The following is a 13280-nucleotide window of genomic DNA, read 5'->3' as shown; positions in this document are numbered from 1 at the left end:
TCGGACAAGGACCCCTCGAACGCCTCGTGACCCGTGGCGCCGGCCTCACCCGCCGCCGGATCCTCGCCGGGCACCGCACGCCCTGACAGCACGGATGCGGTGGTGGGAGCGAGGGAGCTCATGCTCTTGTCCGTGCGCGGCGGCTCACCTGCAGCGCCGTGTCGAAGTCCCGGTCCTCAGAGCCGTGTCCCGGGTCTGCCCCAGGACATCGGGCCGAACCTCCCGTCGGTTTGTCCGACGAACTCCACCTCCGCACGGGCCAGTAACGCCCCGGGTGCGTAGCTGTCGGCCTCGCAGCGCACCGGCACGACCGCCTGGTGCGGGGCGTGCTCGTCGTCGGTGCACGGCACCAGCTCGCCGGCAGCCAGCTTCACCCCGAACCGGTCCTGGGCTCGGAATCGCTCCCCGGCCCCGAATCAGGCCTTGGAAGATCGGAGGGGGACCTGAGTCCAGGTCGCGGTGCTGCATCTGGGCCGCGGCCTGGCCGGGAGGGGCAAAGGTAGCGGCGCCACTGTGCCGGCAGCCCCTCGTGTGTGCGGCTCGCCATGAAAAAGAGCACACCGCTTTCTGTGAGGCCTGGTTAGCGGCGGAAATCTTGGGGGAGCCATTGGACCAGATTTCAGTTGCAAGGCCCGGGTGGGCCGTTGTTCACCTAGCCATCGTTGAGGCAACGGGGTTCCCTCGTGGCTCATGGGCAACCGCCGGCATCTGCGGTCGGCCGAGCTGGGCGTGAGGCCATGTTCACGGGTCGAGTGTCCACAGGTGCTGCGGTCGAACATCTCCGGATCCGCTTGGCTCGTTCCCCATCCCAGGACCGACTGTCCCCGGTCAACACCCTTCTTGGTCTCCGGTGTCACCGCCGGTGCGGAGCTGCTCGGCCAGGAGCACAGTCCGGCATGGGTGCTCAGGGCCTGGGCGGTGGTTTCCCGCTCCCGCCCGCGTTCTGCTCGGTGAGCGTCGCGTCCCGGCTCGCGGGTGCGGAGGTGGTGGGTCCGCGGCGTTGTCTCCGGTCGGTGGCGTGCTCGGCCCGGAGCTGGTCGGGGGTGCTGCCGGCTTCGCGGCGTGCGACTTCGGCTCTGACCTGGGGGATGACGTGTTGCCCGAACTCGCGGGCGTCGGCGACCAGGTCGTAGCCGCGCAGCCCGAAGATCTCGAAGCCCAGGTCGGTGTAGTCCAGCAGGGCCTGGGTGACGGTGTCGTAGGAGCCGACCAGGGCGGTGGCGCTGCCGCCCCCACCGCCGGCAGCCGTGGCCAGGGCGGTCCACAGCGCCCGGTCGTGGTGGTCGCCACGGGATGCGGCCTCGAGCAGCCTGCGGGTGCCGGCGGCCTCGGGCGGGCGGCTGTGATGGCGCAGCGGGTCGATGACTTCTCCGCCGTCGCGGCGGGCGGTGAGCCGGCCCAGAATCTGATGGGCTTTCTCCCAGGCCTGCTCGTCGGTGGGGGCGATGATGGGCCGGAAAGCGATCTGCCACCGCAGGGGCGCGCTGCGACCCAGGGCGGCGGCCCGATCGAGGATCTGCTGCTGCTGCGCCGCGGCGTCGTCCAGGGGCTCGCCGAAGAGGGCGTAGATGTCAGCCACGGCGGCCCCGACCTGCCAGGCGGCCTCGGAGGAGCCGCCGAAGGAGATCCCGGGGCGCCGCCCGGCCACCGGGCGCAGGCCGGTGGAGAAGTCCTCGAACTCGTAGAACTCCCCGTGCCAGTCGAAGGGTCCACCGGTCTCCCAGATCCGGCGCACCACCTGGATGTACTCCCGGGTGCGGCGGTAGCGCTCGTCCTTGGGCAGCCGGTCCCCTTCTCTGGCCTGGTCGGCCTGGCTGCCGCCGGTGATGAAGTGCACGGTGACCCGGCCGCCGGCGAGGTGATCCAGGGTGAGGAAGGACCGCGCGGCGTAGGTGGGGTGGGAGACGTTGGGGCGGTGGGCGATCCGCAGCTGGATCCGTCCGGTGTGCGCGGCCACCCATGCCGCCTGCACGATCGGGTCCTGCAGAGTGGTGTTGTAGGCGAACAGCAGGTGGTCCCAGCCGTTGTCCTCGTGGGCCCGGGCGATCTCCACCGCATAGGCGGGATCGAAAAACGCGGTGGTCGCCGGGGTGGTCTCGGTGGAGTCGTTGCCGGCTCCCATGCCGAGGAACTCGACAGGCATCAGGGTCCTCTCAGTGGATGGTCGAGGTGGTGGGGCTACTGCTCGGGTAGACCGGCGGGATTCAGCTCCGAGGTCTCCACGGCCTCCTCGTCCAGGCCCCAGCGCCCGAGGATCCCGGCGTAGGCGCCGTTGTCGATGAGGTGGTTGATCCCTGCCCGGGCGGCTTCGGCCAGGCCGTCACCTCGTTGGGTCGTCACCGCGATCTGGGCTTTCAGTGGCCAGCCGCCGTTGACCAGTCCTACTAGCTTCGTGTCCCCGGTGGTGGCGGCCTTGTAGGCGCCGGTGGCGTTGGGGCCGAAGGTCAGATCGGCCCGGCCGGTCTGCAGGGCCAAGGAGGAGGCGGAGTCGTCGTCGTAGTACTGGAAGTCCACCGGCTCCAATCCGTTCTCCTGGTTCTTCCGGTCCCAGGCGAGGAGGATGGCTTCCTGGTTGGTGCCGGAGCCGACGATGACGCTGCGCCCGGCGACATCGGCGGCCTCTTCGATCTCGGTGATGTCGCTGTCGGCGGCGGCGTAGAAGCCGAGCTCGTCGTTGCGGTAGGTCGCGAAGTCGAACTTCTCTTTCCGCTCTTCGGTCACTGTGACGTTGGAGATCACCGCTTCGTACTTGCCCGACTCCAGCCCGAGGGGCCAGTCAGCCCAGGCCGAGTTCACCAGTTCCAGTTCCAGGCCGAGGGCGTCGGCCAGGGCGGAGGCGATGTCGGGTTCGTTGCCGATCAGCGTGGTGTTGTCGGTGGCGAAGGCGCTCAGCGGCGGGACGTAGGCCGAGGTGGCCACGGTGAGCTTCCCGTCCACTTTCACCTCCTCGGGCACCAGCGCTGCGGCCTCGGCGGAGACCTCGGAGCTGATCCGGTCCTGATCGGGGGAGAGGTTGAACGCGGAGCTGCCCGAGGCTGCAGCAGAGGGCGCGGTTGCCACTTCGGCCTCGGCGGCTGGGTCCGAGCAACCGGCCAGACCCAGCAGGGCGGTGGTGGTGGCGAGGGCGAGGGAACGGGTGGCAGTCGTGGTCATGGGGCGGTGGCTGCACTTTCGTGAGGAACGGACGGGACGGTGGTGGGGCGGGCGAGGTCTTTGCCGAAGGCCAGGAGCTGGAGCTGCCCCGGGTCGGCGGTCAGGTCGAACAGCGGGGTGTAGCCGGTGGCGAGGTAGAGGGACCGGGCCTCCGGCTGACGCGGACCGGTGGTGAGGTGGAGGCGGGTGTAGCCGCGGCGGGCGGCTTCCCGTTCGAGCTCGGCCAGCACGATCCGGGCCAGACCACGGCGGCGGTGGCGGGAGTGCGTCCAGATCCTCTTGAGCTCGGCGGTGGTGGCGTCCCAGCGGCGGAACGCACCGCCGGCGACCGAGATGCCGTTCTCCCGGACAATCAGCAGCGCACCGTCGGGTTCTGCAAAGTCCTCGGCCGGGTACCGGTTCATCTCCACCGACGGGTCTCCGAACTGATTCCCGTATCGGGAGGAGTATTCGTGGGCCAGCTCGTCCAGCAGGGGACGGACCCGAGGATCGCTCAGCGGCAGGTAGAGCTTCTCCACTCGGTTCCCCCCGGACCGGCCACCGCCGGGCTCCCGTGGGCGATGGGGGCGGCTGGGGTGGGCGGCTTCGTCCAGGACGGAACGGGCCACCGCGTCGTTGTCCCGGAAGACGGCGGCGTTGGTGCGGGGACGGGCGAAGGCTCCGCTGGTCCAGTCCGAGGTCCCGGGACCGACCGCGAAGAGCCGGGGGTGGGGCTGCCCGTCCGCTGCGACCAGGCGGTGGTCGGAGGTGATCAGCAGCTTGCCGGTCGGTGTGCGCTGCCCGTTGACGGCCAGCGACTGCTCGGCGCCGGTGCCGGTCGCGGCCAGATCGGTGAGCAGCGGGTTGGCGGACCCGGCCACGGCCGGGGCGGGGAGGCGGGCCTCGATCAGTGCGCGGGCCGTGACGACCACCGGGCTCTGGGCGGAGCCGGCGCGGAAGCGGCCGGCGCCCTCGTCGGTGTCGATCCACATTTGCGGGCCGAGGAACTGCACGAACCCGGCCCGATGGAGGGCCAGCAGCTCCTGGAGACGGTGCGGTGGTGGGCCGGAGTCGACGAAGCTGAAGAAGCCGTGCCACCACCCCGCCAGCAGGCGGCGGGAGGCGTCGTCGAGCCGGTGGGTGGGCACCAGGCGCCCGATCTCCGTGTAGACCCGCAGCAGGGACAGGAACAGCGCCAGGGTCTCGGAGCGGTCGGGGCTGGTGCGGGCCGCGAGGTCGTCGTGGAGGTGGCCGACCAGCGCCTGTTGCATGTCCTGGTGATCGGCGAAGAGCCGTCCCGCGAAAGGAGTGTCGAGGCGGTCCAGGTCCAGGTGCAGCCCGGGATCCGGGACGGCCTCCCGCACCAGGTCCTCCCGCTCAGGGCTGAACCAGTCCAGGGACGCGTACCGGACCCGGAAGTCCTGCCAGTTCATGGTGGCCCGCTCGGGGTGACCGGTCAGGATCTCCCGGTACCAGCCGTGCCCGCACTCTTTGAGCACCAGGGGCCAGAGGTGGTCGAAGAAGCGCAACCGGTCGTGGTCCTCGAGCAGCTGCTGAACCGTGTCGTGAGTGAGGAACTGGAGGGAGCCGGGATCCGTCCCGCGCAGGACGGAGGTGGTCTTGGAGTGGTAGGGCACCCCGCGCCGGGATCCGACCCACAGAACAGGTTCTTGGCCGGAGGGGCGATAGACGAGCCGGGACCCCTCGGAGGTGAACCGTCCGCCGCGGCCCTCCATCAGCAGGACCATCAGGTCCACGAACGCCAACCCCATTCCGGAGACGAGCACGTCCTCGCCGGGGCGGAGCGCGGAGTAGTCCACGTCCTGGGTGTAGGACGGGGGTGCGTAGAAGCCGCCGTGACGATCGGCGAAAGAGGCGAAGCGGCGTTCCCGGTCCCCGGGCGCGGCGTCGGTGTGCCCAAGGGAGCAGACCAGGACGTCGGCGGTCAGCACACGACGCCCGGCCAGCCGGACCCGGTAGGTGCCGGACGGGTCCTGGTCGACGGACACCGCGGTGTCCTGGTGCACCTGCACCGTCACCTCCGGCCCGAGGGCGGTGACCGCACGGCGGAAGAACCACTCGAGGTAGTGGCTGTGCAGCTGCCGCGTCGGGAACGTCCCGGGGGTCAGCTCCTCCAGCTGGCGCCGGATCTCGGCCGAGCGCACCGGGACGTCCGGAATGCTCCCGTCGAGCACCCCGGCGGCCCACTCCACCAGGGAGGGGCCGTCCGCTGCCGGGCCGGAGCAGTCCACGGAGTCGTCGGTGAACATCGTGATGTCCCGGGCCATGGAGTTGAGCAGCAGCAGCGGGGACTGGTCGAAACGCCAGATCCGCCCGGACCCGGGCTCGTAGGGCTCGATCACGTGCACATCGAGCGGCCGCTCGAGCAGCTCCGGGCGGTTGGCGGCCAGCCGCTCGAGCAGTCCTGTGGTGCGCGGGCCGCCGCCGATGAAGACGACGACGGGGGCGTGCTCGACCATGCGCGTCCTCCTTCTGCTGATCCGGTGTTCTGGGGTGGAACCTCCCGCCGGGGGAGGTGGACGACAGCGTACGACCCTGATCGGAGGGCGGTCCGGGGGTGGTCATGGCGGGTCAAGCGATGTCACAAAAAGCCTGCTGAGGCCGGAAAGACGGCGCACGTGACGAAATGAGGACTTCACATAACGCCCGACGTCCCTGTGCGACTTGACAGTTCTCGGAATGTTCCTCCCGCCCTAGTGTGGCTGGCGTCGGTGGGTGGATCTGCCCCCCGCTGGATCCGCTGCACCGTCGGTGTGCGGCACGACTCGATGTGAAAGAAGGTGATCGGACGTGGGCTCTTCCACCGCGATCAGGCCATCCGGGACCTGGGTAGGTGTCGCTGCGCCGGGCACCCCGCCCCCGGCTCCGAGCGGGCCGGGCGGGCCCCCGCCGGCCCGCTACGACGAGTACGAGATCGTGCCCGCCCGCCACCCGTGGCGCTGGGTCGGCACCGCCGTCGTCGCCCTCGTGCTGGCAGCCGTGACCTGGTCGTTGATCACCAATCCCCGGTGGGAGTGGGGTGTGGTCGCGCAGTGGTTCACCGCCGAGTCCGTGCTCCGGGGTCTGGTCGAGACACTCAAGCTCACCGCCATCGCCGGGGCCCTGGGCTTCCTGCTGGGCTTTGTGCTCGCCCTCATGCGCCTGTCCAAGTCCCCGCTGCTGAGCTCGGTGTCCTGGACCTTCTCCTGGATCTTCCGCTCCACCCCGCTGCTGGTGCAGCTGCTGCTCTGGTACAACCTGGGCTACCTCTACGAGAACATCTCGCTGGGCATCCCCTTCACGGACGTGCGGTTCTTCGAGGGGGAGACCACCACGCTGATGAGCCAGTTCGCCGCGGCGATCCTGGGCCTGGGGCTGCACCAGGCCGCCTACTCGGCCGAGATCATCCGCGGGGGAATCCTCTCCGTGGACCAGGGCCAGGTGGAAGCAGCCGCCGCCCTGGGCATCCCCGCCTGGGACCGCTCGGCCCGCATCGTGCTGCCGCAGGCCATGCGGGCGATCCTGCCCACGGCCTTCAACGAGATCATCGGCCTGGTCAAGGGCACCTCCGTGGTCTACGTGCTGGCCTACTCGGAGCTGTTCTACACCGTGCAGGTCATCTACAACCGCACCCAGCAAGTGTTGCCCCTGCTGCTGGTGGCCACCCTCTGGTACGTGGTCATCACCTCCGTCCTGAGCGTCGTCCAGTACTACGTCGAACGCCACTACGCCAAGGGCGCCGTGCGCACCCTCCCGCTCACCCCCTGGCAGAAGGCCAAGCGCTTCCTCGCCACCCGCACCCCCACGGAGGCCCGCCGATGAGCTCCACCACCGCCCCGCCAACCACCGTCCCGCCCACCCGCGGACTCGTCGAGATCATCGGGGTGCGCAAGAGCTTCGGGCCCACCGAGGTGCTCAAGGGCGTCTCGCTCACGGTCAGGCCCGGGGAGGTGACCGCGATCCTCGGTCCGTCCGGGTCCGGGAAGTCCACCCTGCTGCGCACCATCAACCACCTGGAACCCATCGACGGTGGTTTCATCAGCATCGACGGGGAACCCGTCGGATACGAGGTGCGGGGGAGCCGACTGCACGAGCGACGGGAGAAGTCGATCCTGCAGCAGCGCACCGAGGTCGGCATGGTCTTTCAGAGCTTCAACCTCTTCCCGCACCTGAGCGCGCTGGCCAACATCATGGAGGCCCCGCTGCGGGCACAGAAGCGCCGGAAGCAAGAGGTGGAGGAGCAGGCCCGTGATCTGCTGGCCCGGGTCGGGCTGGCCGATCGCGCGGAGGCCTATCCCCGCCAGCTCTCCGGGGGTCAGCAGCAACGGGTGGCCATCGCCCGTGCTCTGGCGCTGAACCCCAAGATCCTGCTCTTCGACGAGCCGACCTCGGCCCTGGACCCCGAGCTCGTCAACGAGGTCCTCGACGTCATCCGGGACCTCGCCGACTCCGGCGCCACCCTGATCGTCGTCACCCACGAGATGGGCTTCGCCCGGGACGTTGCCGACACGGTGGTGTTCATGGACGACGGCGTGATCGTCGAAGCCGCGCCGCCCCACGAGCTGTTCGGCGCCCCGAAGGAGGAGAGGACCCGGTCCTTCCTCTCCAAGGTCATCGACCCCGGCCACCACCTCTGAACGACCACTCCCGCCCACCGATCCTCGCCCATCCGAAGGAACCCGCCCGTGAAGCCCTCAGCCGCCCGCGCCCTGCCCGCCCTCACCGCATCCCTGCTGCTGGGACTCACCGCGTGCTCCGATCCGGACGCCGGCGCGTCCGGGCCCTCGGAGACCAGCGTTCCGGAGGCGGGAGCCTCCGGAACGGTGTCCTACAACACCGCCCCGGAACAGGACCGCATCCGCGCCGAAGAGGACCCGGACCTGGCCGTCTCGGTCCCCGAGCAGATCAGCGACGACGGCAAGCTCACCGTGGCCACCACCGCCGGCTCCATTCCGCTGACCTTCCACGCCGACGACGACCGGACCGTGATCGGCTCGGAGATCGACCTGGCCCAGCTCGTGGCCGACAAGCTTGGCCTGGAACTGGACATCCAGGTGACCTCGTGGGAGAACTGGCCGCTGAAGACCCGCTCCGGGGACTACGAGGTCGTGTTCTCCAACGTCGGGGTCAACGACGAACGCCTGCAGCTGTTCGACTTCGCCTCCTACCGCGCCGCCTACATGGGCTTCGAGGCCCAGGCCGACTCCGAGCTGGCGGTCGAGGACGCCGAGGACATCTCCGGGAAGACCGTCTCCGTGGGCTCGGGCACCAACCAGGAGAAAATCCTGCTGGCCTGGAACCAGCAGCTGGAACAGGACGGGAAGGAACCGGCGTCCCTGCAGTACTACGCCAACGACGCCGACACCATCCTCGCCCTGTCCTCCGGGCGCCTGGACCTGGCCATCGGCCCCTACCCGACCGCGGTCTATCGCGAGAACACCAGGGAGGACCTGAAGGTCGTCGGCAAGATCAACGCCGGGTGGCCCTCCGAAACCCTCGTGGCGGCCACCACGCTGAAGGACAACGGGCTGGCCCCGGTCCTTACCGATGCGATCAACGCGACCATCGAGGACGGCAGCTACGCCCAGGTCCTGCAGCGCTGGGGCCTGCAGGAGGAAGCCGTACCGGCCTCCGAACTCATCACCGGGGACACCGCGTGAAATTCCAGGTTCTGGACATCGTCCCCCACCAGCGAAACCCGGTGACGGGAGAGCTCGTCTCCCCGGCCGAGCGGCTGCACCAGGTGGTGGAGACGGCGGTGCGCGCCGAGGAACTGGGAATTGACAGCTTCTCGGTGGGGGAGCGCCACACCGGGGAGTTCCTCTCCTCCTCCCCGGCCACAATCCTGGCCGCCGTCGCCGTGCGCACCACCACCATCCGTCTCCACACCGGTGTCACGGTCCTGTCCGTCCTGGACCCCGTGCGGGTCGCCGAGGACTACGCCACGGTCGACCAGCTCAGCCGGGGACGGCTGGAGGTGGGCATCGGCAAGGGCAACGAAGTGGCCCAGTACCCGCTGTTCGGCCTGGACCTGGCCGACCAATGGGAGATGCTCGCCGAGAAGTACGCGTTGCTGCGGCGGCTGTGGGCCGGTGAGAGGGTGAGCTGGTCCGGCCGGTTCCGTCCACCCCTGGAGGAGACCACGACGCTGCCCCGCCCGTACGCCGGGACCCCGCGCGTGTGGCACGGGTCGGCCACGTCCGTGACCTCCGTGGAACTGGCCGCCCGCTGGGGCGACCCGTTGTTCAGCGCCAACGCCGTCCAACCCCGCCAGAACTACCAGGTGCTGATCGAGCACTACCGCCGGCAGTACGCCGCCCACGGCCACGACCCCGCCCACCAGTACGTGGGCGCCGGGGCAGGGGCGGGTGGGATCTTCCTCGCCGACACCACCCAGGAGGCCCGCAAGCAGTTCGGACCGGTCTACGAGGGCCTGACCCGGGCCCGCAACGTCCCCGGCAACAACTCCCCCTTCCGGGACATCGACCACGCCATCGCCGAGGGTCCCTCCCTGGTGGGCAGCCCGGAGCAGGTGATCGACAAGGTCCTCTCCTACCACCAGGCCTACGGCCACGACCTGCAGGCCTTCTCGCTGCCGACGACCCTGCCGTTCGAGAAACAGCTGGAGATCCTTGAGCGCTTCGCCCTCGAGGTCGTCCCGGCCGTGCGCGCGGCGGCTCCCACGACGCTGTGGGAGGACGACGACCCCTGGGCCGGGCGCCCCCGGGGCGTGGGTGCCACTGAGGGGCTCGTCCCCGTTCCGTCCCTTGCCACAGTGACCACATCGATCCCTCAGGAGACAGCATGAGCACCAGGACCGAGATTCTCGCCTTCGAGGAGCAGTGGCGGAACTGGCGCGCCGCCCACCAGGAGTCCGTGGGTGATCCCCACGGCTTCCTGGCCGTCACCGACCTCCACTGGCTCGAGGACCAGCCGCGCACCTACGCCCACGTGCCCGGGACCTGGAGCGTGAGCGATGATCAGGTCGCCGTCGTCCTGGCCCCGGAGGAGAGGCTGTCGCTGCACGGCGTCGAACTGAACCTTGGCACCGGCACGCGGCACGTGTTCGCCCCCATCGCCGAGCGCGACGGGGTCCTCCTCGACCACGGCTGCGCCGTCGTCGAACTGGCCAAACGCGGAGGGCAGCATCTGTTGCGCCCGCGGCACCCCCACGCCCCGCTGGTCAGCAACTACCGCGGCACCCCGGCCTTTTTGCCCAGTGAGCAGTTCGTCCTCCCCGGCCGGTTCGTGCCCTTCGAGGAACCGCACCCCACTACCGTGGGAGCCGCGGTGGAGGGCCTCCAGCACGTCTATGACGCCCCCGGGCAGCTGCGCTTCACCACCGGTGCTCGTGAGCACGTGCTGACAGCGTTCAACGGCGCCGACCCGCGCACTCTGGTGGTCCTGTTCACCGACGAGACCTCCGGGCGGAGCACCTACGTGGCCAACCGGTCTTTGACCGTGAAGGTCGAGCCCGACGGCAGCGCCGTCCTGGACTTCAACCGGGCCGTCAACCTCCCGTGCGCCTACACCGACCTGGCCACCTGCCCCCTGCCCCCGGTCGGCAACCACCTGCCCTTCGCAGTGGAGGCAGGCGAGAAGACCCCCTTCGAACGATCGGAGCACCCGTGAGCACCACCCAGCACACGAGCACCCAGAGGTTCCTCGCCCTGGACCTGGACAACGACGGGGCCCACCCGGCCGCCTGGCGGGCTTCGTCCCACACCCCGGGCGAACTGCTGAGCGGTGACCGCATCCGCGGGCTGGTCCGCGACGCCGAGGCGGCTGGCTTCCACGCGGCCACCTTCAGCGACGGCCCCCTGCCCGCAATCGGCCCCGACGTGCCCGGCCGCCTCGACGCCCTCCAACGGGCCGCCTTCGCGGCCCCGCTCACCCGGCGGATCGCCCTGGCGCCGGTGGTCGACGTGGTCTTCACCGAGCCGTTCCACGTGGCCACCCAGCTGGCCACCCTCGACCACGTCTCCTACGGCCGGGCCGGATGGATCATCTCCGCCTCCGGCGCCGCTGCCGAAGGCGCAGCCGTTGGACGCCACGAGGTCACCGGGGAGGCGCTGCAGCAGGAGGCCTCCGACGTGGTGGAGGCCAACCGTCGGCTGTGGGACTCGTGGGAGGACGACGCCGTCATCCGCGACGTGGCCGCCGGACGCTACCTGGACAGCACCCAGCTCCACTATGCCGACTTCGCCGGCGCGACCTTCACCGTGAAGGGCCCTTCGACTGTTCCGCGGCCACCGCAGGGCCAGCTGCCGGTGATCGCCCCGGTGGGTCTGGTACCGGTCCGGGAGGTGGACGCCGTCCTGGTCGGCGCTGGCACCCCGGACCAGCTGGTGGAGACGGCGGAGGCAGCCCGGGCCGCCGGCGCGAGAGCAGTGATCGCCGAGCTCGAGGTGGTCCTCGACGCCCGCGGCCGGTCGGGGCTGGACCGGCTGGCGGAGTTGGACGCCCACACGGCGTGGACCTCGCACCGGACCCGCTTCGTCGGCAGTGCCGCGGACCTGGTCGACCGGGCCGCCGAGTTGTTCACCGTGGTCGACGGCATCCGGATCCTGCCGGCAGTCCTGGACGTGGAGCTGCCCGAACTCCACCATGCCGTGCTGCCGATGCTGCGGGCGCGGCGCCTCCTGGCCACTCAGCCGGCGGACACGACGTTCCGTTCCCTGCTGGGCCTGGACCGGCCCGCCAACCGCTACACCACCGACCGCTTGATCCCCGCCTGAGGAGACCCCATGAGCCATCACTTCACCCCGTCGGGCCTCCTCCAGTTCGGCGTGTTCTTCCAGGGCGTCAACTCCGGGACCATCTGGAAGCTGCCCGAGAGCGGATCCCAGACCGACTTCGAGTCCTTCCGCCGCATCGCCCAGACGGCCGAGCGCGGCCTGTTCGCCGCGTTCTTCCTCGGGGAAGGTCTGCGCCTGCGCGAGCACCTGGGCCGCCCCCACGAACTGGACGTGGCCGGGCGCCCCGACGCCCAGACCATGCTGGCCTCCCTGGCGGCGGTGACCGAGGGCATCGGCCTGGTCGCCACCCAGAACACCACCTACAACGACCCGGCAGACCTCGCCCGGCGTCTGGCCTCCCTCGACCTGCTCTCCGGTGGGCGGGCCGCCTGGAACGTGGTCACCACCGACAACGCCTGGACCGGGGCCAACTTCCGCCGCGGCGGCTACCTCGACCACGCCGACCGCTACACCCATGCGGAGGCCTTCGTGGAGACCGCCAAACGGATCTGGTCCTCCTGGGACGAGAACGCCATCGCCGCCACCGCCGACGCGCCGGCCTGGGCCCGCCCCCGCTCGGTCCGGCGCGTGGAGCACCACGGTGCGAACTACGAGGTCGACGTCGTCCCGGGGCTGCCGCCCAGCGCCCAGCACCGGCCGGTGCTGTTCCAGGCCGGGGACTCCCCGGCCGGTCGCGACTTCGCCGCCCGTCAGACGGACGTGATCTTCTCCGGGCATCCTCGGCTCGACGACGCCCTGGAGTTCCGCCGCGACATCGTCGAGCGCACCCTCAGAGCCGGTCGACCGGCCAACGACGTGCAGATCATGCCGGCCAGTGAGTTCATTCTCGCCGCGACGGACCAGGAGGCCCGGGAGAAGAAGGCATGGGTGCGCAGCCTGCAGATCGGCCCGCAACAGGCCATGGCCTACCTGGAGCAGTTCTGGGGCACCGACCTGTCGGCCTACGACCCCGACGGGCCCCTGCCGGAGATCGACCCGGTGGTGGAGGAGTCCGACGTCACCCGGGGCACCGCCTTCATGGGGATCAAGGCACGGCAACTGGCCGAGCAGTGGCGCGCCGAGGCGCGGGAGAAGGGCCAGTCGATCCGTGAGTTCGTCACGGCCCGCTCGGCCCGCTTCGACAGCAGCTTCGTCGGCTCCTACACGGCCGTGGCCGACACCCTCGCCGAGTACGCTCGGACCGGGGCGGTGGACGGGTTCAACATCTCCCCGTGGCTGATCCCCACCGGCCTCGACGACATCGTGAACCACCTGGTGCCCGAGCTGCAGGAGCGCGGGGTGTACCCCACGCAGTACCGCGGTACCACCCTGCGCGACCACCTCGGGCTGCGGACCCCGGCGCCTGTGTCCGAGCTCGCAACGCTCTGACCAGGATGCCGCTCAGGAGCC

At 70.3% G+C, this 13280-nt stretch carries 11 protein-coding genes; 7 read left to right on the top strand and 4 right to left on the bottom strand.

Annotated elements, in window-relative coordinates; all coding sequences use genetic code 11:
- Positions 1-176 precede the first annotated feature (176 nt).
- The 4 genes from ACYVM4_RS05015 to ACYVM4_RS05000 form a co-directional block, all read right to left on the bottom strand.
- Positions 177-374: a hypothetical protein gene (locus tag ACYVM4_RS05015; RefSeq protein ID WP_460667827.1), complete on the bottom strand. Its 198-nt coding sequence runs from the start codon at positions 372-374 to the stop codon at positions 177-179.
- A 530-nt stretch (positions 375-904) separates the two neighbouring features.
- Entirely contained in the window at positions 905-2143 is a 1239-nt protein-coding gene (locus ACYVM4_RS05010; protein ID WP_460667826.1) for an LLM class flavin-dependent oxidoreductase, read from the bottom strand.
- Positions 2144-2178: 35 nt separating this feature from the next.
- Positions 2179-3153: an ABC transporter substrate-binding protein gene (locus tag ACYVM4_RS05005; protein ID WP_460667825.1), complete on the bottom strand. Its 975-nt coding sequence runs from the start codon at positions 3151-3153 to the stop codon at positions 2179-2181.
- Entirely contained in the window at positions 3150-5612 is a 2463-nt protein-coding gene (locus ACYVM4_RS05000) for a GNAT family N-acetyltransferase (protein ID WP_460667824.1), read from the bottom strand. Before ACYVM4_RS05000 ends, ACYVM4_RS05005 begins: the two co-directional genes overlap by 4 nt.
- A gap of 331 nt (positions 5613-5943) precedes the next feature.
- Between ACYVM4_RS05000 and ACYVM4_RS04995 the strand changes: the two genes are divergently transcribed.
- Genes ACYVM4_RS04995 through ACYVM4_RS04965 form a run of 7 tightly spaced genes read left to right on the top strand, consistent with a single transcriptional unit; the run spans position 5944 to position 13259 of the window.
- Positions 5944-6954 carry an amino acid ABC transporter permease gene (locus ACYVM4_RS04995; RefSeq protein ID WP_460667823.1) on the top strand — a complete coding sequence of 337 codons (1011 nt, stop codon included), beginning with the start codon at positions 5944-5946 and terminating at the stop codon, positions 6952-6954.
- The gene (locus ACYVM4_RS04990; RefSeq protein WP_368823340.1) at positions 6951-7769 is read left to right on the top strand and encodes an amino acid ABC transporter ATP-binding protein; all 819 of its coding nucleotides are present in this window, start codon (positions 6951-6953) and stop codon (positions 7767-7769) included. Before ACYVM4_RS04995 ends, ACYVM4_RS04990 begins: the two co-directional genes overlap by 4 nt.
- Positions 7770-7817: 48 nt before the next feature.
- Positions 7818-8792, top strand: coding sequence for an ABC transporter substrate-binding protein (locus ACYVM4_RS04985; RefSeq protein ID WP_460667822.1), 975 nt, complete (start codon positions 7818-7820; stop codon positions 8790-8792).
- Entirely contained in the window at positions 8789-9940 is a 1152-nt protein-coding gene (locus ACYVM4_RS04980) for an LLM class flavin-dependent oxidoreductase (RefSeq protein ID WP_368823342.1), read from the top strand. The genes ACYVM4_RS04985 and ACYVM4_RS04980 overlap by 4 nt, the downstream gene beginning before the upstream one ends.
- Positions 9937-10764, top strand: coding sequence for a DUF1684 domain-containing protein (locus ACYVM4_RS04975; RefSeq protein WP_368823343.1), 828 nt, complete (start codon positions 9937-9939; stop codon positions 10762-10764). Before ACYVM4_RS04980 ends, ACYVM4_RS04975 begins: the two co-directional genes overlap by 4 nt.
- Positions 10761-11870, top strand: a complete 1110-nt coding sequence (locus ACYVM4_RS04970) for an LLM class flavin-dependent oxidoreductase (protein WP_460667821.1) — start codon at positions 10761-10763, stop codon at positions 11868-11870. The genes ACYVM4_RS04975 and ACYVM4_RS04970 overlap by 4 nt, the downstream gene beginning before the upstream one ends.
- A gap of 9 nt (positions 11871-11879) precedes the next feature.
- A complete protein-coding gene (locus ACYVM4_RS04965) occupies positions 11880-13259 on the top strand; it encodes an NtaA/DmoA family FMN-dependent monooxygenase (protein ID WP_460667820.1) in 1380 nt (459 codons plus the stop codon).
- Positions 13260-13280: the final 21 nt, after the last annotated feature.

The organism is Kocuria himachalensis, from assembly GCF_054784195.1.
This window is presented reverse-complemented; position numbering and strand designations above follow the sequence as displayed.

What these genes read in the sequence shown, in the direction of transcription:
- ACYVM4_RS04990 (WP_368823340.1), top strand. Translation starts at nt 6,951, where the DNA reads ATGAGCTCCACCACCGCCCCGCCAACCACCGTCCCGCCCACCCGCGGA.
- ACYVM4_RS04965 (WP_460667820.1), top strand. Translation starts at nt 11,880, where the DNA reads ATGAGCCATCACTTCACCCCGTCGGGCCTCCTCCAGTTCGGCGTGTTC.
- ACYVM4_RS04975 (WP_368823343.1), top strand. Translation starts at nt 9,937, where the DNA reads ATGAGCACCAGGACCGAGATTCTCGCCTTCGAGGAGCAGTGGCGGAAC.
- ACYVM4_RS05010 (WP_460667826.1), bottom strand. Translation starts at nt 2,143, where the DNA reads ATGCCTGTCGAGTTCCTCGGCATGGGAGCCGGCAACGACTCCACCGAG.
- ACYVM4_RS05005 (WP_460667825.1), bottom strand. Translation starts at nt 3,153, where the DNA reads ATGACCACGACTGCCACCCGTTCCCTCGCCCTCGCCACCACCACCGCC.
- ACYVM4_RS05000 (WP_460667824.1), bottom strand. Translation starts at nt 5,612, where the DNA reads ATGGTCGAGCACGCCCCCGTCGTCGTCTTCATCGGCGGCGGCCCGCGC.